General features: G+C 46.1%; 16 protein-coding genes. 12 read left to right on the top strand and 4 right to left on the bottom strand.

What is annotated here, in order from left to right:
- Nucleotides 1-194 precede the first annotated feature (194 nt).
- On the bottom strand, nucleotides 195-764 hold the full coding sequence (locus CWO27_RS03610) for a porin family protein (RefSeq protein WP_107898555.1): 570 nt from the start codon (nucleotides 762-764) through the stop codon (nucleotides 195-197).
- 192 nt (nucleotides 765-956) lie between these two features.
- Between CWO27_RS03610 and CWO27_RS03605 the strand changes: the two genes are divergently transcribed.
- The gene (locus CWO27_RS03605; protein WP_107898554.1) at nucleotides 957-1,496 is read left to right on the top strand and encodes a hydrolase; all 540 of its coding nucleotides are present in this window, start codon (nucleotides 957-959) and stop codon (nucleotides 1,494-1,496) included.
- Here CWO27_RS03605 and CWO27_RS03600 read toward each other — a convergent pair.
- Nucleotides 1,493-2,356, bottom strand: a complete 864-nt coding sequence (locus CWO27_RS03600; RefSeq protein WP_107898553.1) for a MurR/RpiR family transcriptional regulator — start codon at nucleotides 2,354-2,356, stop codon at nucleotides 1,493-1,495. The genes CWO27_RS03605 and CWO27_RS03600 overlap by 4 nt on opposite strands.
- A 185-nt stretch (nucleotides 2,357-2,541) precedes the next feature.
- Nucleotides 2,542-3,816 (bottom strand): amino acid deaminase, encoded by a 1,275-nt coding sequence (locus tag CWO27_RS03595; RefSeq protein WP_107898552.1) that lies wholly within the window; start codon nucleotides 3,814-3,816, stop codon nucleotides 2,542-2,544.
- A 176-nt stretch (nucleotides 3,817-3,992) separates the two neighbouring features.
- On the opposite strand from CWO27_RS03595, the gene CWO27_RS03590 reads away from it, so the two are divergent.
- From CWO27_RS03590 to CWO27_RS03560, 7 genes are all read left to right on the top strand, one after another.
- Entirely contained in the window at nucleotides 3,993-5,426 is a 1,434-nt protein-coding gene (locus CWO27_RS03590; RefSeq protein ID WP_107898551.1) for an N-acyl-D-amino-acid deacylase family protein, read from the top strand.
- Nucleotides 5,427-5,529: 103 nt separating this feature from the next.
- Entirely contained in the window at nucleotides 5,530-5,922 is a 393-nt protein-coding gene (locus CWO27_RS03585) for a RidA family protein (RefSeq protein WP_107898550.1), read from the top strand.
- Between the two features lie 206 nt (nucleotides 5,923-6,128).
- Entirely contained in the window at nucleotides 6,129-7,643 is a 1,515-nt protein-coding gene (locus tag CWO27_RS03580; protein ID WP_102479719.1) for a sodium:solute symporter family protein, read from the top strand.
- Between the two features lie 126 nt (nucleotides 7,644-7,769).
- On the top strand, nucleotides 7,770-8,717 hold the full coding sequence (locus tag CWO27_RS03575) for a sugar kinase (RefSeq protein ID WP_107898549.1): 948 nt from the start codon (nucleotides 7,770-7,772) through the stop codon (nucleotides 8,715-8,717).
- A gap of 20 nt (nucleotides 8,718-8,737) precedes the next feature.
- Complete coding sequence (locus tag CWO27_RS03570; RefSeq protein ID WP_107898548.1) at nucleotides 8,738-9,367, top strand: bifunctional 4-hydroxy-2-oxoglutarate aldolase/2-dehydro-3-deoxy-phosphogluconate aldolase; 630 nt, start codon at nucleotides 8,738-8,740, stop codon at nucleotides 9,365-9,367.
- A 174-nt stretch (nucleotides 9,368-9,541) separates the two neighbouring features.
- Nucleotides 9,542-10,237, top strand: a complete 696-nt coding sequence (locus tag CWO27_RS03565; RefSeq protein WP_107898547.1) for an oligogalacturonate-specific porin KdgM family protein — start codon at nucleotides 9,542-9,544, stop codon at nucleotides 10,235-10,237.
- A gap of 77 nt (nucleotides 10,238-10,314) precedes the next feature.
- Complete coding sequence (locus CWO27_RS03560; protein ID WP_107898546.1) at nucleotides 10,315-12,765, top strand: family 20 glycosylhydrolase; 2,451 nt, start codon at nucleotides 10,315-10,317, stop codon at nucleotides 12,763-12,765.
- Between the two features lie 99 nt (nucleotides 12,766-12,864).
- On the opposite strand, the gene CWO27_RS03555 is transcribed toward CWO27_RS03560, so the two are convergent.
- A complete protein-coding gene (locus CWO27_RS03555; protein WP_048660489.1) occupies nucleotides 12,865-14,940 on the bottom strand; it encodes an ATP-binding protein in 2,076 nt (691 codons plus the stop codon).
- Between the two features lie 208 nt (nucleotides 14,941-15,148).
- Here CWO27_RS03555 and CWO27_RS03550 point away from each other — a divergent pair, with 208 nt between their 5' ends.
- The 4 genes from CWO27_RS03550 (at nucleotide 15,149) to lhgO (ending at nucleotide 21,389) form a co-directional block, all read left to right on the top strand.
- A complete protein-coding gene (locus tag CWO27_RS03550) occupies nucleotides 15,149-16,489 on the top strand; it encodes a sigma-54-dependent transcriptional regulator (protein ID WP_048660488.1) in 1,341 nt (446 codons plus the stop codon).
- A 321-nt stretch (nucleotides 16,490-16,810) separates the two neighbouring features.
- Nucleotides 16,811-17,824, top strand: a complete 1,014-nt coding sequence (locus tag CWO27_RS03545; protein WP_102480706.1) for a TAXI family TRAP transporter solute-binding subunit — start codon at nucleotides 16,811-16,813, stop codon at nucleotides 17,822-17,824.
- A gap of 143 nt (nucleotides 17,825-17,967) precedes the next feature.
- The gene (locus tag CWO27_RS03540; protein WP_107898545.1) at nucleotides 17,968-20,145 is read left to right on the top strand and encodes a TRAP transporter permease; all 2,178 of its coding nucleotides are present in this window, start codon (nucleotides 17,968-17,970) and stop codon (nucleotides 20,143-20,145) included.
- 26 nt (nucleotides 20,146-20,171) lie between these two features.
- Entirely contained in the window at nucleotides 20,172-21,389 is a 1,218-nt protein-coding gene (gene lhgO, locus CWO27_RS03535; protein ID WP_107898544.1) for an L-2-hydroxyglutarate oxidase, read from the top strand.
- Nucleotides 21,390-21,746 lie beyond the last annotated feature (357 nt).

Here is a 21,746-nt window from a genome sequence, read left to right as displayed (position 1 = left end):
TCTCGCTACCAAGAAAGCTCTAATATCAACGCATAAAGCTCAAATAAGTAATGGTGAGCGATAAACTGGCTAAAGTGACATGACGCGATAGGTGTGTAGATACAAAAAATTCACTTTACTGAGTGACCTTCATGACAAGGTGGAACAGCAAAGTGAATTAGTAAGTTCAGCTTATTCTATGTGGCTCAATCACATTAGAAGTTGTATGAACCACCGAAGCTAATGCTGTTGAAGGCAAGTGTTTTGTCTTCTTTATACAAACCGTAGTCGTTCTCTACGCTTACTGCATCTGCTTGCGAAATTAGACGAAGTGTTAGGTGTTCAACTGGCGTGTATTCAACACCAACACCAAAGTGGAAACCCGTACCGCTATCGTCAGCATACAGAGCTGCGGTATTTGCGTTTAGGTCAACAGAACTTAAACCTGCCAATACGAATGGGCGGATTGTGTTGTCGAATGTGTAACCAAGATTTGCTGACAAAGAAACAGACGTTGGAGACAGTTTTTCAGCCCCTTTTTTGTAATCTGCGTAATCGTTGTAGCCAAGTTCAACACCAACGATACGGTTGAATTGGTAGCCTCCGTATAGGTTGTAGCCCATACCGTCTGAATCTAAACTACCTTGACCGTCTGTGTCAGAACCTTGGTATACGCCAAGACCGCCACCTATGTAAGCGCCGCCGTCAGTGCCTGCTGCTAAAGCTGGAAGAGAAACCGCGCTGATTAAACCCAGTGCTAATGCTGATTTTGTTATCTTGTTCATCTTTGTTACTCACTCTTAAATGTCATGCCAGTATCAATCATTGTTGTATTTCGACCTTTCGACCGTTGGTGAGTATTATTCCGTAGTCTTGTATGTATTACTGTATGGCTTTGTAAGCTGAATCGTTACATAGTAGAAAAAATACACATCAGATTACGTAGTGAGTTAGGCTGCCCAAAACAAGGAATACACATGCTAATGAGACAAAACACAGGCTTGGTGGTTGTGGACGTACAAGGCAAGCTCGCACGCCTCGTCGATGACAGCGATTCGCTGATTTCTAACTGTGGGAAGTTAATTCAAGGAGCGCAGGCTTTGGGTCTGCCAATTATTAGTTTGGAACAGAATCCCGAGAAGCTAGGTGCTACAGTCGATGAACTGAATGACCTGTTGAGTGATGCTAAGCCGATACCTAAATTCACGTTCAACGCGTGTGACGAACCTAAATTTGTTGAGGCGGTGCAAGCCAAGGACGTGGATACTTGGTTAGTGTGTGGTATCGAGGCTCATATTTGTGTTTATCAAACCGCATTGGGTTTATTGGATCTCGGGTACAAGGTTCAAGTAGTTGGTGATTGCATTAGTTCACGAACCGCACTGAATAAGAAATTGGCCATCAGCCGATTGCGGGACGCTGGTGTCCAAATCACAGGATTGGAAATGAGCTTATACGAATTGGTGAAAGATTGCCGCGCACCAGCATTTAAGCTCATTCTGTCCTTGATTCGTTAGTCACCGAGAGGTTGTCGGTCGCCGCCACCTCGGTAGGAGTCTAAAGCAACCTTCAAGCGGCGCAGTTTATCGCGCGAGCGGTTCTTGTGATTGACCGCCATACCCATAGAAAGCACATCCACTAAGGCTAACATTGCGTAGCGAGATGCCGATGGTTTGTAGATGAAGTCGGTTTCCATGTGTTTGATAGGTAGCAAGATATCTGCAATCTTTGCCAGTGGTGTGTCTTGTGGGGTAATCGCGATGATCTTAAGCCCATACTGCTTAGCTAGCTCTGCGGTTTCGGTGATCACAGGCGTGAAACCGGTCGCGGAAATCATCACCATCACATCGTTGGCATCTGCCGTGGCAGCAACCATGCGTGACATTAAACCATCGTTGTACGACACCACTGGGTAGCCCAAGCGGAACAGGCGGTGTTGCAGCTCTTGAGAGGCGATGGTTGAGCCGCCACCCATGCCGATAGCAATAATTTGTCTGGCGTTGTGCAGCCAGCTCACCGCGGTTTCAACGTCTTGCTCCTTGAATAGAGTGCAGTTGATGTCTAGGCTCTGCTTGATCGATTCGTAGATACCTTGATAGCCCGTTTGGTTTACCGGTTCGAGAATAAAGCGCTGGCCCACCGTTAAGGTTTGAGCAAGCTTGATTTTCATATCACGCACGTTGTTACAGCCGATCGCCTTAGCAAAACGGGTTATCGTGGCTTCACTGACTTGAGCACCTTCAGCAAGCTCTGTGATACTGGCATTGGCAGCAAAATCAATGTCGTCCATGATCAGCTTGGCGACTTTTTTCTCGGCATCACGAAGAGCGGGAAAACGCTCGGTTATCTGTGAAATGATATCTACTTCTAAACTCAAGAATCCTGATCCTTTGTTGATGGGGCTAATCGTGCTGCTTAGTTTTTAAGAACCTAGCTCGAAAGAACCAAGCTTTTTAGTCATAAAGCTTATTAGTCATTGAGCGCTAATCCATTTAAAACTAAGCCTTAGCCCCGTTAGTATATCTGATTGCTTCGCTGATTCTAGCTTATTGAAAAATTGAACTAGAAGCAGGTTTCTACCCAGTGGCTTACATGATAATCGTCATCGCTGATGGCAATGTAGCGCCATTTGTCGAAGGTTAAACATGGGTGTGAGGTAGAAAACGCAATCATGTCGCCCACTTCAATCTCAGCAGAACCGTCCGTTTCAACAAAGGTATGCTGATCCATCACAGCCGTCGCGGTGAGACCTTTTACTGAGATAGCTTCACCATTGCGATAGCCACGCTCAGCAATAGGCAAGCCCGCATCGAAGGCAACATCACGCTTACCTAGCCCAATCACCAGTTTGGTTGGCTCCGGACGAGAGATCACATACGCCCACACCTCAAGTGCCGATTCTAAATCACCACCCAATTCACACGCGTAACCTTGGTTTACTTGCGCACGTTGCAACACCTTACTTTGGGCATCTAGGTAGATCCCAGTATCGTGAATCGCATAGCAGCCAGGGCGGATAATCGCTAAGTAATCTGTTAGGTTCGCCAGGCATTCTGCCACCACGTCATACCAAGCCGAGCCAGCGCCAGTGATAATAGGTTGCCCTTTAATTAAGCCATCTGATGTAAGGCTTTCGATCGAAGTGAGCGCTTGGTTTAAGAAGGTACGAATGTCTTGCTCGGCATTGTCGCCATGAATCACACCCTCGTATACCTCAATACCCGCTAGCGAAAGCGCAGGTGTATCTTGGATGGTTTGCGCCAGCTCTAGAACTTCTTGAGGTGAACGACAGCCACAACGTCCACCTGGAACACCAAATTCGATTAGAACTTTTAGCGTCTGCTTTTTGTTGGAGAAATATTGGTTGAGTTGCTGCACGTTGACTGACGAATCCACACAGCAATAGAAATCAACGTCGAACTCACTAATAAGCTGTTCGATGATCGCAATGTTGGTTTTACCCACCAATTGGTTAGCCATGATGATTCTTTTTGCACCTGCCATTGCTGCAATTTCTGCTTGTGCAGGTGTCGCAACGGTAATTCCCCAAGCACCATTTTCTAACTGTTGACGGAAGAAGTCAGGTGTCATCGATGTTTTTCCGTGTGGCGACAATTTAACCTGATGATGATCGGCGAATGATTGCATCCAATTCAGGTTATTGGTCAACGCTGATTGTTTGATAATTGCTACCGGAAGCGAAATGTCTTCATCAACCAATCGATAAATACCGTTCTCAGATTGTGATATTGCTCTCCCTTTTTGGCCTTTTTCAGTCAAGATGAAACTATCTTTTTGATACTTTATAACATCTTTTTGCGCAGGGTTATGTTTCATTGCTGATTCCTAACATGATTTAAGTGATTGTTATTTAATGTTTAAATATATCTGTAATGTATTTTGTGATAGAAACTATCACACAAATTAAAATATTATGTGTGTTTTGTCACTGAAAATAATCGTCTGGATTTCTAATATAGCTCCATCAACAGAGTGGATTGAGAGAGTGAGAAATGTTGTTCGATACGATAATTAAAAATGTAGAGGTGTTTGATGGCACCGGCGAACAATCGTTTTGTGCCGATGTAGCAACCCGAGATGGAAAAATCGCTGAAATTGGCAAAATCGATCATGAAGATTGTAGCCAGTTGGTTGAGGGAGCAGGCTTAGCATTGGCTCCTGGATTCATCGATGTACACACACATGACGATACCAATGTAATTCGTTACCCAGACTGCCTACCAAAGATCAGCCAAGGTGTGACGACCGTGATTGTTGGCAACTGTGGCATCAGCGCATCGCCAACGGTTTTGGCGGGCGATCCACCTGACCCAATGAATCTATTAGGCGCGCAGGCTGATTTCAAATACCCAACCTTTGCCGCGTATGCACAAGCCGTAGAGCAAGCGCAACCAGCGGTGAACGTAGCAGCGTTAGTTGGTCACACCACACTGCGTAATCAAGTGATGGACGACCTACAGCGCACCGCAAGTGAAGAAGAAATTACAGCCATGCAAACCAACCTTGATTTAGCGATGGAGCAGGGTGCATTGGGTTTGAGTTCAGGTTTGGCTTACGCAAGCGCGAAACAAGCCAACGCTAATGAAGTGATGCAGTTAGCGAAAGTGCTGTCTAGTCATGGCGGTATCTATACCACGCATATGCGTACCGAATTCGAAGAGATCTTAAGCGCGATGGAAGAGGCGTTTGAGACCGGGCAATACGCGAAAGTGCCCGTTGTTATCTCTCACCTTAAATGTGCAGGTGCGGGCAACTGGGGCAGAACCGTTGAAGTACTTGATTTGATGGACAAGGTTTCTGAGCACCAAGATGTGTCTTGCGACTGCTACCCATACTCTGCGAGCTCTTCGACATTAGATTTGAAACAAGTGACTGACGATTTCGATATCTTCATCACTTGGTCTGAAGCAAAACCAGAACATGCAGGAAAAACGCTGAAGCAGATTGCTGATGAAATGAATCTACCGTTGATGGACGCAGCAAAAGCGCTTCAACCAGCGGGTGCGGTTTATCACTGCATGGATGAAAACGACGTAAAGCGCGTATTGAAATACAAATTGACCATGGTCGGTTCTGATGGTTTACCAAATGACCCGCATCCACACCCAAGGTTGTGGGGCACCTTCCCGAAAGTGTTGGGTCACTACTGCCGAGATGAAAAACTGTTCGCGCTGCCAGAAGCGATTCACAAAATGACCGGAATGTCTGCGAAGCGCTATAACCTTGCGGGAAGAGGTGAGATTCGCCAAGACGCATTTGCTGATTTAGTTTTATTTGATCCAAAGAGTATTAAAGACACAGCAACATTTGAAAATCCTATTTCAGTTGCTGAGGGAATAGAAAGTGTATTTGTAAATGGTGAGTTAACTTACCAAAAAGGGAAAGTAAAAAATAATCGTTCAGGCGTTTTTATTTACCGTAATTAGAATTTAATTATTTTATTAAATATACAGTGATAAGAAAACGACGAATTAATTTAAATATATTGGGACAGAACCAATATTATCTATAAAGAAGTGGAGTTAAAAAATGACTATTAAACGTTACGGTGTTGAAGGCGGTACAGGTACAGGCGGACAACATTTACCATTTGCACGCGCAACTGAAGCGGGTGGTTTCCTATACGTTTCTGGCCAGACACCGATGACAGATGGTGAAGTGGTAGAGGGTGGCATTGTAGACCAGTCTCGCCTAGCGATCCAAAACTGTGTCGATATCATGACTGAAGTGGGCTACGCCCTAGAAGACGTAATGCACGTAAAGGTTGTGCTAACGGATTCTCGTTACTTCCAATCTTTTAATAAGGTATTCAAAGAGTTCTTTGGTGCTAACCCACCGGCTCGTATCTGCATGGTTTGCGACCTAGTTGTAGACGTGAAGGTTGAAGTAGATGTGACTTGCTACCGCGCTGATCGCGTTTAGTAATAACCTAATCACAATTACCTACTTAGAGAGTATTAGGGGTTAGTCTTCCCTGTTATTATCCTTTAATACTCTCACCCTACATTTATAAAAATTACTTTAATTAAAATAGATAGAATCAATAAAGTAATTATATGAAATATAGAAATGAATGAATCATAAATAAAGTTCAAGAATGAACTCAATATTTCACTGAGAGGTGTCAAATGAACAGCACACTTTTTCTTACAGGCTTCGGCGTGTACGTATGTTTTTTAATTTGGTTAGGCTGGTTTGTCTCGCGTAATCAAAAATCTGGCGAAGATTTCTTATTAGGCGGCCGTGGCCTGCCACTGTTTTTAGTACTTGGTACAACTGTTGCGACTATGGTCGGCACGGGTTCAAGTATGGGCGCGGTTGGCTTCGGCTACGCAAATGGCTGGGCAGGTGCTCTGTACGGCATTGGTGGCGCTATAGGCATCCTATTGCTAGCCCTTTGGTTTGCTCCGGTTCGTAAACTGAACTTCATGACCATGAGTGAAGAGCTGGCTTACTACGTAGGCGCTAACCGAATCGTGAAAAACGTGGTTGGCCTACTTATCTTTATCGCGTCAATCGGTTGGTTAGGTGCGCACATTCTAGGTGGTGGCATGTACCTAGCGTGGATTGCAGACATCGACCTTAACCTTGCGAAAATCATTATTGCAGCGGCATTCACTATCTATGTTGTTATCGGTGGCTACACAGCAGTTGTATGGACCGATACGATTCAAGCAATCATCCTTTTTGCTGGCTTCATCCTAATGGCGGTAATGTCTGTTGATCACATTGGTGGCATGGACAACCTTTACGCTGCGATGGACCCTGCTGCTACAAGCTTTTTAGCAATCGATAAACTGGGCATTCTGCCTGCTGTTTCTCTGGCTGTGGTTATCGGTGTGGGTGTACTGGCAACGCCTTCATTCCGCCAACGCATCTATTCTGGTAAAGATGTTTCAACTATCCGTCGCTCATTCGTCGCTTCTGGTGTGTTGTACCTTTTCTTCTCAATTATTCCAGCAATCATTGGTATGGCTGCTCACGCAATCGACCCATCATTGGATAACCCGAACTACTCGTTTCCTTACGTAGCTGCAACGGTTCTTCCAGTTGGCGTAGGTATGATTGTTCTTATCGCTGGCCTATCTGCAACGATGTCGAGCGCAAGCTCAGATGCGATTGCCGGTGTATCTATCCTACTGCGTGACGTGTACGTGATGTTCACAGGCCGCGTACCAAACAAAGAATCAATGCTGAACTACTCTCGTCTAGCTTTAGTTGTGGTGATTGGCTTCGCACTACTGTTTGCACTGACCTCAAACGACATCATTGGCTACATCACTAAGATGATTTCAACGGTAATGTCGGGCATGTTTGTGTGCGGTATGTTGGGTAAATTCTGGAAACGCTACAACTGGCAAGGTGCGCTTGCAACGCTAGCGGGTGCTTCTGTCGCTTCATTCGTAGTAATGCTAAACGCTGACTACACAGCCTTCTGGGGCAACCCAGTGATTCCTTCATGTCTGTTTGCTCTAGCTGCAGGTGTGGCAGTGAGCCTATGTACTCCGGCTAATCAAGTAACACCTGAAATGGCAAAAGCGATTCTTGATGACGAGCGTGCTCTGATGGAGATGGAAATGTCTGAGTCTGGCGTACTTGAAGAAGAAGCGGCACCTCAACGTCCAGCAAATCAAACAAGCTAACTCAACGCTCCGCGGCGAGTCAGTACAGCAAAGTTAGTACGACAAACAGTGGAGTGATTTAGTTAGCTCAGGCTCTGCTTAGCGGCAGAGCCTTCTTCCCCATTTATCTCTATTTTAGGAGCGGCTATGCCTGCATCTTCTCATTTCAATATTGCTTTCTTTGGCGAATGTATGGTCGAAATCAGCGGCTCTCCATTAACCAAAAAGTTTGGCGGTGACACACTTAATACCGCACTTTACCTTTCTCGCTTAACTCAACATCAAAACATCTCTGTGCATTACGCGACAGGGCTTGGCAGTGATGAGCTGTCTCAAGATATGATTGATAGCTGGCAGTTAGAAGGTATTCAAACCAATTTCGTAGAACGCATTGTGAACAAGCTTCCTGGACTCTACATGGTCGAAACCGACGAGACAGGCGAGCGACACTTTCACTACTGGCGCAACGATGCGGCAGTAAAATCTTACTTCCATGCTAATGACTTGAATAAGCTTGAAATCGCTCTGACAGAGAAGCAAGTCGACGCGGTTTACATCAGCGGTATCAGTATCGCGATATTGGATGACGCCTCTCGTGAGCGCCTATTCAAAGCCATTAGCGTGTTCTCAAACCAAGGCGGAAAGGTGATTTTTGATAACAACTATCGCCCGCAGCTTTGGACGACTGAACAAGCTCAGCATTGGTACGCCAAGTTACTACCATTGGTCGACATTGCACTGATTACCGAAGACGACGACCTGCTGGTTTGGGGCAATGGCGAGAGCGTTCAACAACGCTGCCTCCGTTTGGGGTGCCAAGAGATCGTCATCAAGCGTGGCTGTGAGCCATGCAAAATCGTTCAGGTAGAAAGCGGCAAGGTAGTAGAAAGCTACGTATCAGCGACAGCTGTTGCGAACGTGGTCGACACTTGCGCTGCGGGTGACTCCTTTGCCGCGGGTTATCTGGCGGCGCGCCTTACAGGTGAGAGCACTACCGATGCAGCTGAACTCGGTCACCAACTGGCTTCTACCGTTATTCAGTACTCAGGCGCGATCATCCCGGTAAGCGCTATGAATCACTTAATTAAAAAATAGAAAAACAAAGCGAATTTATTATGTCTCAAGAAATGATCAACACACTTAAGCAGTTCAAAGTTATCCCTGTTATCCAAATCAACAAGGTGGAACATGCGATTCCACTAGCAAAAGTGTTGGTAGAAAACGGCCTGCCAGTAGCAGAAGTGACGTTCCGTACCGAAGCGGCAGCGGATTCGATTCGTGCGATGCGTGATGCCTACCCAGAGATGTGTATCGGTGCTGGTACAGTATTAACGCCAGCGCAGATCGACCTTGCGAAAGAGGCGGGCAGCGAATTCATCGTAGCACCGGGCTTGAATCCAAACACAGTAAAACGTTGCCAAGAGATCGGTATGCCAATCGTTCCTGGCGTAAACAACCCAAGCCAAGTAGAGCAAGCGTTGGAGCTAGGTCTTAACTTTTTGAAGTTCTTCCCAGCAGAAGCGTCTGGTGGGATCAATATGGTGAAATCTTTGCTCGCGCCTTACGTTGATGTGTCGCTAATGCCAACGGGCGGTATCGGCAAACACAACGTCAATGATTACCTAGCGATCGATCGCGTAGTCTGTTGCGGTGGCACGTGGATGGTTTCTCCAAATATGATCGAGAACGAACAGTGGGATGAGATCGCGGTGTTGGTTCGTGAAGCCGTTGAATTGGTGAAATAGCTAAATTTAGAATTTATTAAAATAAATAATAGCTACTGAATATGAGCAGTAGCTATAAATACACTTCATACAATCAAAATAATTAATAAGAAATAAAAAGGTAGTCTCCGAATTTACACCTTTCTGCATATATCAATGTGCGGTGGGTTTTTATAATCATAATATCGGTGAACTATGAAAAAATTACTTCCTTTAACACTACTAGCATTATTACCAATGACCTCAACTGCCGGGGGTTATGTCGATTTAAGGGCAGAGTATCGAAGTACGACAGATCAGTATCGAAGTCGTTTTATTGTTGGTCACCATTTTGATAATGGGTATGGTTTAGAAACACTGACGAATGTTCGACATGCAGGGGGAGCGTATGACGAAACGAAGGTGATTAATACTGAGTTTACCCATTATTACACCTATGCCATCAATGACAATTTTATGCTGAACCCTGGCGTAGTGATGAATTTTCAAGGCTCAAATACCTTCTTTATGCCTTATCTAAAGCTCAACTACAACTTTGACAATGGGCTCTTTGTACATGGCCGTTATCGTTATGACTTTTCGACCGAAGCTTTAGTGAATGACTATGGCAATGAAGAGACAGCAAAGCGAAACCGTTATGATATTTGGACGGGATACAATACAGACAAATACATGATTTCGTATGCCTTTACGTATTTCGACCAGATTACGCATCATACGACAGAGCTTGCAACCGGCGATCTAAATGCCCGCGAGCATACCGTCAAAGCAGTTTACAAATGGAAACCAACAGTGAGGCCATACGCTGAAGTGGTTGATGCGGATACGGTGCAATCTGAAAATGATAAAACGGATTGGCGCTTCCGAGTTGGTGTTAATTTCTCATTCTAAAACAACATAGCCTAGTTATTTTTGTGAATAGGCTCTGATAAATAAAATACAATGAAAGTTATATAGGAAAATTAATAATGAAAAAAACTATATTGTCACTATTGATATCCGGTTCAGTAGTTTCTCCAATGGCTTTAGCAATGGCTCCAAATACAGACTTGAATTTAATGCCTTATCCACAAACTGTGGAATTAAAATCAGGCCAAGTAAAAGTAGATGGTAATTTTAAAGTTTATATCAAAGGCTTTAACTCTGATCGCGTTGAATACACTGCGAAACGCTTTATTGATCGCCTTGAGCGCCAGACGGGGATGCCGATTTTAAACTGGCAGGTTGATAGTGAAGACGAAGCAAACCTGATTATTGATATCGACGCGGCACCAAAGTCTGAAGTACAGAATATCGATTCTGTAGAGTCCTACAAGATTACTACTCAGGGTGAACAAATCACGCTGAGCGCACCAAGTCCTTATGGCGCTATTCACGGCATCGAAACCCTTTTACAGCTCGTTGATACGACGGCGACTGGCTACCACATTCCTGCTGTCACGATTGTTGATGAGCCCCGTTTCCGCTGGCGTGGTGTCTCTTACGATACTTCGCGTCACTTCATTGAATTTGATGTGTTGATTCGTCAGCTAGATGCGATGGCGTCGGCGAAGATGAACGTGTTCCATTGGCACTTCTGGGACGATCAAGGCATTCGCATTCAAACGGAATCTTGGCCGCGTCTGTGGTCTGAAACCGCCGATGGCAACTACTACACCAAAGACCAAGTTCGTTACCTAGTTGAGTATGCTCGTAACCTTGGTATTCGTGTGATTCCTGAAGTCTCCTTGCCGGGCCACTCTTCTGCTGTGGCGCACGCTTACCCACGCTTGATGTCAGGTGGTGAAGGTCAAAGCTACGAACAAGAACGTGGCTGGGGCGTATTTGAGCCATTGATGGATCCACTTAACCCAGAGCTCTATGAAATGCTGGGTGACGTGTTCGACGAAGTGACAGAACTATTCCCAGATGAGTACTTCCACATTGGTGGAGATGAGCCGAACTATGCGCAGTGGAAAAACAGCGAAAAGCACCAAGAGTTCATTGAAGAGAACAATATCGATGGTGAGCGCGGCTTACAGTCTTACCTCAACGTAAAAGTTGAAAAGATGCTGGAAGAGCGCGGCAAGAAGATGACGGGTTGGGATGAGATTTGGCATAAAGATCTGCCAACCTCTATCGTGATTCAAAGCTGGCAAGGGCACGACAGCATTGGTCGTGCGGCGAAAGAGGGTTACCCAGGTATTCTGTCTACCGGTTACTACCTAGACCAACCTCAGCCGACTAGCTACCACTATCGTAATGATCCAATGCCAAGCGGCATCACGGTTGACGATAAGCTGAACAGTGGCGAAAAATTCGTGACGTACCAATGGGAGAAGCCACGCTCAAAAGGCGGTCCGCGTAAGGGAACATTGACTATCATTGAAGCAAAAGACGGCACTTTCCGAGCGTTCAGTGATTACAACGGTAAGTCTCGTGAAGAGATCTACATTCTTGATTATGTGCCGGGCAAAACCTTTGTTGGCCACTTCGATAACTTCATGTCTTACACCGAGTTCAACCTTAACCTCAATCCAAATGGGTTTGCGGAAGGCAGCTATCAGTTAATTGGTAACGTGCGTTGGCCAACCACAGGTGAAGTGATTGCGAGCAGCGATGTAGAAGGCAGCGTGATCCCTGAGCCAAACGGTGGTTACCCTGCGGAGCTAACCGACAAGGAAAAAGAGCTGATTTTAGGTGGTGAGATCACCATGTGGCTAGAAAACAAAGATAGCCTCACGGTAGAAAACTATCTATGGCCACGCAGCTATGCAATTGCAGAGCGTTTCTGGTCGGATGCTGAACTGACAGATGAGCGCAGCATGTACAAGCGCATGAAAGCGATGGATACATGGTCGGAAGTGTCGGTTGGGTTACGTCACCACGCCGATGCTGACATGTTATTGAAGCGCATTGCGAAAGGCCAAGATATTCACGACCTGCGCGTGCTAGCAAAATACACCGAGCCAGCACAGTATTATGCTCGCAACTGGGAGAAGTGGAATTCCACCGAACCTAAGGGCACCTTGTACAGCCAATACGAGCGCCTAAACCGCTTCGTGGATGCGCTGCCAGTGGAAAGCTACGCAGTGTATGAGATGCAAGATTTGGTCAATGAAGTGGCGACGGGGAATCAACAAGCGCTTGAGCAACTTGCAGAGCATTATCAGCAAGCGAAAGCGTCTGCACTGGCTGCTAAAACTGTCTTAGCAGGTAATGTCTCTTCGGTAGAGACTGTGGTGGTGGCAGAGAAAACTGTCGAAGTTGCCGATCTGGCGCTCACCTTGATTGCTAAAGCGAAAGCGGGTGAGCAAGTTCGAGAAGCAGACGCTAACGCCTACCAAGCTATCCTATCTGATGCAGCGAAGATCTACGATGAATCGATCATTGCGATAGTTCGTCCAACGGAGTCACTGCTTAAGCACCTGAGCAAGTAAGCGAGATAGAATAAGTCACACGCTAATAAACTTCTTCAAACCGCCCTCTAGGGGCGGTTTTTTGTTCCAGAATTCCAATAGAGTATCAGGAACAAAACATCATGTAAGCGACGACTCACTGTCGGCACTCTTAAGCGTTAGCGTGAACGTCATTCCTTGTTCAGGGTTGTTCTTAGCAATTAGATAGCCTTGCATATCGCGCACATTGTTAGCGGTGATGGCGAGTCCGAGCCCGAGCCCTTCGCCCATTTTTTTGTTGGTGTGGAAGGGTTCGAAAATGGTTTCTAGTTGGTCTTCGGATACGCCACAGCCATTGTCTTGAACCTTGATGATAACTCGCTGCTGCTCGGTATGAGCGCTGATAACAATGGTTGCTGGTTTCTGATTTTTCGTGGCATCGACGGCATTTCTAAGTAGGTTGCCAAGCACTTGACGAAGCCGCGCCTCTTCTCCCATTACCATCGAAATATTGGAAGCTACACGCACGCGAATATCGACGTTTTCCAATTCGGCTTGATGAATACGTAGGATTTCTTGCAATGCGTCAGTCAGTGAAACTGGGTAGGGCTTTTCAAGTCTTTGAAAGGCGAACGACTTCAATTGGCTGGTCATGTTAGCCATTCTGTCGATTAGGCTCATGACCAAGTCCATGTTCGCTTTCAACATCTTAGTCTCGCCTCTTTCCATCAGTAACTGGTTACTCGAAAGCAGAGTTTTTAGACCGGTAAGCGGTTGATTAAGCTCATGAGTGATCGCACTCGACATACGCCCTAATGCGGCAAGTTTGCTTGATTCAACCAACTCTTGTTGTGCATCTTTGAGGTCTTGCGTTCGCTCTTCTACCCTCAATTGAAGTGTTTTATTGGCTTCCTGAACCGCGATCTCCGCTTTTTTACGTTTACTGATATCAATCACAGTACACAGGTAATAGGTTGTGGCATGCCAAGGAAAGGGGCTAATAGAGAACAACACCGGGAAGTAGCTGCCATCGCTGCGTCTTGCCATGGTTTCAACACTAGTGATCTCGGCCAGCTCCTGATGTTGCTCTAAGTTCTTCAACAACTGCAAAGTGGTTGAATTCGGGTTACTGGCCTCAAAAAGTTGCCATGCTTTGATGTTGTTGATCATCGAATCAGATAGGCAGAAGTAGTTTTTGGCCATCAGATTAATGTCGTGGATGTGGCCGTGTTTATCGATCAGCACAAGTCCAACGTGTGTCTTGTTGATCATTCCAGACAATCGTTTTTCAGATTCTTCAATCAGCTTTTGGATTCGTAGGTTGCTGAGTTTTTTCTGGCGTCTTTGGTAGAGAATGACCAGCAATAGCATGATGAAAAGACAGCCCACCGCCACGCTCCAACTTATCCAGTTAGTGGTTTGATTGAGGCTAGTTAATGGGGTGAGATAGGTTAAACGCCAATTGAGGTCATCTAATTTGATGGACTGAATTAGGTAATCCTTACCTTGCAGTCGCCAAACGCGAATGTGGGTTTGGTCGTACAACTCGCGTTTGGTGGCAGTAGGCTGAGAGTTGAAGGTGTCGTTAAACCAGTCAGCACTCAATCGGTTATCACTTGAGAGAAAGAACTGATCGCGAGGGTTCTGGAACAGGACTGCTTCGCCATCAGCAAACCATTGATCAGTCAGCAGCGATAAGTCAATTTGCACCGCAACAATGCCTACCACATCAGCGGCTCGATACACCGGAGCAGCAATAAAGTAATCTGGGGTTACGCCTTTGTTTTTGGTTACTACTGAAATCGCCCCACCTTGCTGGTGGATTTTCGACACAATCGTACTGGCGTTCTTTTTGCTCAGCTTGCTTCTTTCTACACTCGATACCAACAAATCACCTTCGCCAGAAAGCAGATACCAGCCCTTGGTGTTGGCCGCTTTATCCAGTTGAATCAGCTGTTTCTTAATGCGTTTTTCAAGGCGGGCTTCACCATCAATGAAACGTACACTGGTTTCATCGTTCGTCACTAGGTAGGGCAGATAATAGAAGCGTTTCAGGGTACGTCTGGCTTCGGCAATGTATCCGAGGAAGCGCTGTTCTGCATAGCGTTGGGCTTGTTCGAGCTTCCATTGGCTTATACCACTTTTGGTGGTTACCTGAACCAAACCAATTAATAAACAGGCACATAGGAATAACCAATATCGATTGTTATTCATCATTGCTGATCAAATCCTTTTAAAACTAGTGACTTGAGAAGGTTTTCTGTTTGCTTTTTAAGCGAATGGAGAGTGAGACAAGTTGAAGCTAGCAAACATTATAAAACTGTTAAAGGAGTGTTATTCAAAGTGGGAGCTAGCTCCTTTTCGTCTGCGGATTTTTTACATACCGTAGGCGACATTATTCAGAGGTAAGTGGCGGAACCAAACCATGCAGCGTATAGCTTTGATTGAAGATGATGCAATTGTGCGTCAAGCAACCAGCCAATGGTTACAATTAGCGGGCTTCGATGTCACCGCATTTGAGGTTGGGCAAGATGCGTTAAACGCGGTAGAGCAGGGTGATTTCCAAACCATCATCACCGACGTTCGTTTACCTGATATAGACGGCGTTGAGTTGCTTGCGCGATTTAAGCAGTTAGTACCTGAGGTACCTGTCATCTTGATCACTGGTCACGGTGATGTCGATATGGCCGTGAAAGCGTTACAACAAGGGGCGTATGATTTCATTGAAAAGCCATTCGACCCAGAGCGCCTCTCTCAAACGGTATCTGAAGCGGTCGACAAACATCAAAGTGGCCAAGACAGAAACAGTCGTCAGAACTATCTGGATAACCTGAAGGGTATTGAACAGGTTCTGATTGGCCGCAGTAAAGTGATGTGTGAATTACGAGAGCAAATACAAAAAGTCGCCTCGATTGATACCAATGTGATCATTTATGGTGAAACCGGCTGCGGTAAAGAGCTGGTCGCCTCTTGTCTGCATGAGTTTAGCCAGCGAAAACCTCATCCGTTTGTGCCGCTAAACTGTGGCGCGATTCCAGAAAACCTCTTTGAAAGCGAGCTGTTTGGACACGAAGCCGGAGCATTTACTGGTGCGGCCAAGCGACGTATTGGCAAGCTTGAATTTGCCGACAAAGGCACGGTGTTCCTTGATGAAATAGAGAGCATGCCATTGTCGATGCAGGTTAAGGTTCTACGAACTCTACAAGACAATGTTGTTGAACGTGTCGGTGGTAATCAGCAACAAAACGTTGACCTGCGAGTGGTGTCTGCTTCGAAAAGCGATCTACTCAATCACCCTGATTTTCGCCAAGATCTTTTCTATCGTTTGAACGTCGCACAGCTGCACTTACCTCCACTCAGTGATCGCGAAGAAGATGCCTTACTTTTGTTTGAACACTTCACCCAAGAAGCAAATCCCGAAACACGAATAGCCAGTGAGGCTGATCGTTACGCTTTATTGTCTTATGCGTGGCCGGGTAATGTGCGTGAGCTGCGCAATGTCGCTATTCGTTTTGCGTTAGATGAGAGCCTAACAGTTGGGGATATCTTGGCGTGTCGTCCCAACTCGGTAACGGAGTCTGCCACAGCGGGAATTCCGTTGGCGGTGCAGGTGCAGAGCTTTGAACGCAAGGTGATTCACGATGCGTTAGTGCGTTATCAAGGGCGTATTAATGATGTGATGCAAGATTTGGATCTACCTCGCCGAACACTGAACCAAAAAATGGTGCGCTATGCGCTGAATCGAAGCGACTATGTCGAATCTTAGTGAGCAACAAGACTGTAGTGTTTATTGAAAATTAATGAGCAATAAATGGCTCACACTGTATTTGTGATTTTATAACTGTTGGTCACATTTCTCACGTAAAGTGTGATGTGGCTAACTTTATATAGATGTTACTACCTGTTTTTAATGAGCAAAAAATGGCTCATGCTATCTGCACTGAATAAGCAATAATCCGCCTACTGTTATTGATCTTTTTATTTAAACTTAATTAAATCAATAGCTTAAATTTTGGCATTGTGCTTGCTATCTAGCAATCGTTGTTAACAAAAATATAACGTGAATAACTCTACATGGAGAGTAATAATGAAATACAACAAGCTAGTTAAAACTTTAGCAATCGCAATGGCCTCTATCGGCCTTATCAGCAATGCCTCAGCTCAAGAGGATCGCAGCTACATTTTAGCGACGGCCTCAACGGGGGGGACTTACTATCCAGTGGGCGTCGCTTTGGCAACATTGAGTAAAGTTAAGCTTGCACCCAAGCAGCACTTCTCTTTGGCCGCGATCAGCTCTGCGGGATCGGGTGAAAACGTAAAACTGCTGAATGAGAACGAAGCACAGTTTGCCATTTTACAAGGTTTGTATGGCGCGTGGGCGTGGCAAGGGCTAGGTCCATATGAGAAATCAGGTCAACAAACACAGCTTCGTTCGGTGTCCATGTTATGGCAAAACGTAGAACACTTCATTGTGCGCTCTGACTTAGCCAAAACAGGCACTGTGAGCGACTTAGAGAACCTGAACGGTAAGAAATTCTCTATTGGTAAGAAAAACTCAGGTACCGAGAACTCGGGCCGTCAGATCATGCAAGGCCTGTCCGTAGACCCAGAACAATTTAAACTTGCCTTTATGGGGTACGGCGGCAGTGCGAGCGCACTACAGAATGGCACGATTGATGGCATGAACACGCCTGCAGGCGTACCTGTTGGCGCGGTGACCCAAGCGTTTGCAGCCTTGGGTGAAGACATTCAAATCCTGTCGTTTACCGATACTCAAATTAAACAAGCGAACGGTGATTACAATATTTGGACAAAATATGAAATCCCTGCAAATACTTACCCGGGTGTAGATAAGCCAATCACCACCATCGCTCAACCTAACTTCCTAGCGGTTCGTGAAGACATCTCTGAAGAAGACGTGTACCAGCTAACCAAGGCTATCTATGAAAACCTACCTTTCCTACAAGGTATCCACAAAGCAACCAAAGCAATGGCACTCGATAAAGGGATTGCAGGCCTTCCTGTTCCGCTTCACCCGGGCGCGGCTCGTTACTATAAAGAAATGGGTATCGATATCCCTTCTGAGTTGATCGTCAACTAGCTAGTTCCCGACAAGTTATTGGTTGTCCACTGACCCTTCGTGACTTAATTGCTTGGTGCTCGTTCGCTAGAGAACGCGTTCGTGCACCACCTCACTTTATGGATTTTCTCTGCGCGTTTGGCTGTGGAGAGCAGGAGTTTTCTATGAGCGATTCGCTGCAGCAGGAACTGAAAAAATTTGAACTGCCGACCCGAACGGATTTTCCGTGGGTGGGCAAAGCGATAACGACAATGGGAGTAATCCTCTCCCTATTACACATTTGGTTTAACACCTTATCTACTTTGCCAGAGCTTTGGGTCTCGGCGACCCACTTTGCTGGCTTTGCGATCATTTGTGCACTTTGGTATCCCGCCCATATCTCGCTGAAAAAGAGCAAGATCGCTCTGGCGGTCGATATCGGAATCGCTTTGGCAGCTCTGGCTTGTCTTATCTACATCCCCTTTGCAGAAGATGCTTTGTATGAGCGAGGCGTGAAGTTTATCGCCAGTGATTGGTTCTTTTCTATCTTGGCCATTACCATCGTTATTGAGCTGATTCGACGCACCATGGGCTGGTTTATTCCGGTGCTTATCTTAGTGTGTTTGAGCTACGTAGTACTGTGGGGACAATGGACCAGCGGCATCTTCCATTTTCCGGGCTTGAGCCTTGAAACACTGCTTTACCGAAGCTTTTACTCATCAGAAGGGATGTTCGGTTCTATCTCAAGAATCAGCTGGACCTTCGTGTTCATGTTTATCCTATTTGGCGCATTCTTAGTGCGATCGGGCGTTGGTGATTACATTATTGATGTGTCTCGCGCCGCCGCGGGCAAAGTGATTGGTGGCCCTGGCTTTATTGCGGTGATTGGTTCTGGCTTGATGGGCTCAGTGTCCGGTTCGAGTGTGGCAAATACGGTTTCTACTGGCGTAATCAGTATTCCCTTGATGCAAAAAGCGGGTTTCCCTTCGCGCTTTGCCGCGGGTGTGGAAGCAGCTGCATCAACGGGCGGGCAGTTGATGCCACCTGTGATGGGCGCAGGTGCGTTTATCATGGCGTCTTACACGCAGATCCCTTATGTCGATATCATTGCGGTTTCCTTCGTTCCTGCGCTTATCTACTTTTTGTCGGTGGCCTTTTTCGTGCGTATTGAAGCAAAGCGTAGTGGTGTCCAAAAGGTCACTTCTGGCTGTGAACCGCTGTTGAAGGTATTACTGTCAGGTTGGCACAACCTGATCCCGTTAGCAGTGTTAGTGACTCTGTTAGTGAAGGGCTTTACGCCGACGTACGCTGCGGGTATCTCAATCATCTCGGTAGTTGTTGCTTCGTGGTTCTCCAAAAATCATAAAATGGGACCAAAGGCGATCATCGAAGCGCTTTCTCAAGGCGCGAAAAACATGGCGACTACGGCGGTGTTGTTGGTAGGTATTGGCCTCGTTATCAACGTGATCAGCACGACTGGTATTGGTAACACCTTCTCGTTGATGATCAATAGTTGGGCCAATGGTGACTTGTTGGTGATGATTGCCTTGATCGCGCTGGCATCTTTGATTCTCGGTATGGGCCTGCCCGTAACTGCGGCTTATATCGTGTTGGGTACTCTATCTGCTCCCGCTTTGTACAAGTTGATTGCTGAAAGCCAATTACTTGACCTGTTGGTTTCGGGTCAGTTACCTGAACAGGCGAAAGCGATCTTCATGTTGGCAGCGCCAGAAAAGCTGGAACTGCTTAATGCACCTATGGCTTTGGAAACCGCAAAAGAACTGATTGCGTTAGTGCCCGCTGATTTTGTGGAAACGCTGCTTGAACAAAGCTTAGGCTTGGAAGCGATCAGCCTTGCTCTGCTCTCTGCACACCTGATTATATTCTGGTTATCGCAAGATAGTAACGTGACTCCGCCTGTTTGTTTAACTGCATTTGCGGCTGCGACCATTGCTAAAACACCACCGATGAGAACTGGCTTAATGGCATGGAAGATCGCCAAAGGCTTGTACTTAGTGCCATTGTTGATTGCTTACACCAACTTGGTAAGTTGGGATGTGACCTCGGTTTTGGTTACCGGTGGCTTTTCTATTATCGGTACGTACGCGTTTATCGCAGCGATTGAGGGTTACCTAGAAAGTGAAATCAATCTCGTTCTTCGTGTTGTATTGATTGCATTGGGGGTCGCTTTGGTTTGGCCTGATGTGTCGATCGTGATCCGCTTGGTATGTGTGGCGCTGTTTGTTGGCATTTTTGTCTACAGCGGCCGCAAATACGATTCTAATCAAGTGAAAAAGGAACAAGAACGTGAGGAGTCAAAATTGCCTCAAACCGGGTCTAACGCTGTCGCGGCTTCCCTATAACTAAAAGGACTGAGTGTAGGAATATTATGAACTCAATATACGACTATATTATCGTTGGTGGTGGCATTGTTGGCGTATCGACCGCATGGCAATTACAACAAGCTCACCCTGATAAAAGTATCCTTTTAGTCGAGAAGGAGCGCGGCTTTGCGCAGCACCAAACTGGCCACAACAGTGGTGTGATTCACGCAGGCGTTTACTACGCTCCAGGCAGTTTAAAGGCGGATTTCTGTAAGCGTGGCGTCGAGCGCACCATCGCCTTTTGTAGCCAACACGATATTCCCGTTGAAAACTGCGGTAAGTTGTTGGTCGCGACTAATGAGCAGGAAGTGAAGCGCATGAACGCGCTCTATCAGCGTTGCCACGATAACGACATTGATGTCGACCTCTTGGACCAAGCGCAGCTCAAACTTGCCGAGCCTAACATCACGGGCTTGGGCGCGATTTATGTCAAAACCACTAGCATCGTCGATTACAAAAAAGTCACCGAAGTAATGGCTCAAGAGTTTGTTGAAGCGGGTGGCAAGCTCAGCCTCGGTACTGAAGTGATTATGGCGGATGAGCAAGAGGATGAGGTGCAGTTAACATGCAAAGTAGATGGTCAGACTCTACAACTCAATAGTCGATTTTTGATCACTTGTTCTGGTTTGATGGCGGATAGAATGACCAGCATGCTTGGCATTGAAACCGACTTCCAAATCGTGCCTTATCGCGGTGAATACTATCAGCTTGATCCTAAACATAACCAAGTGGTGAACCACCTTATCTATCCGATCCCTGACCCTGAACTGCCTTTCCTAGGCGTCCATTTAACACGCATGATTGATGGCTCGGTAACGGTAGGACCTAACGCGGTTCAAGGGTGGAAGCGAGAAGGTTACGGTAAGCTTAATTTTAGCGTTAAGGATACCTTGCAGATGCTGAGCTTTACTGGTTTTTGGAAGGTGACGGCTAAGCACCTAAAAACCGGTTTGGTTGAGTTTAAAAACTCGTGGTGGAAGCCGGGATATCTAAAGTTGGTTAATAAGTACTGCCCAAGTATCACTGTGTCTGACTTCAAGCCATACCCTGCAGGTATTCGTGCTCAAGCGGTACTCAAAGATGGTACCTTGGTTCATGACTTCCTGTTTGCGGAGAGCCCAAGAAGCTTGCATGTGTGCAATGCACCATCGCCAGCGGCGACCTCAGCGATGCCTATTGGCGAATACATTTGTGGCAAGATAATGCGTAAAACAGCCAGTTAAATAGCCCTAGCCTCAGTAATAAAAAAGACCATCTTGATGATGTAATGCCAGTCAGTTAAGCTGACTGGCATTTTTTCTATTTGTCGCATATTTCTTGGGTTTCAGTTTCACCCAGCGAAGATAACTTCTATCTTCTCTTCGGGGTGGCAGGATAAACATGGATATTTTCTGTAGTAGTACTTCATAGTGTTTAGGGAGTTTCCCAGGACTCGTTAAAGGTAAAGGCAGGTTGCAGCCTTGATTGGGTAGGGCTAGATGATAGCGTTAGCTCACCCAAAACAAGGAGAATAGGATGAAGCACATTATTAAGTATGGATTGGCACTGGGGACGCTAAGCGTCAGTGCGCTAGTTTCGGC

The organism is Vibrio sp. 10N.286.51.C3, assembly GCF_003050065.1.
GTDB lineage: Bacteria > Pseudomonadota > Gammaproteobacteria > Enterobacterales > Vibrionaceae > Vibrio > Vibrio crassostreae.
This window is presented reverse-complemented; position numbering and strand designations above follow the sequence as displayed.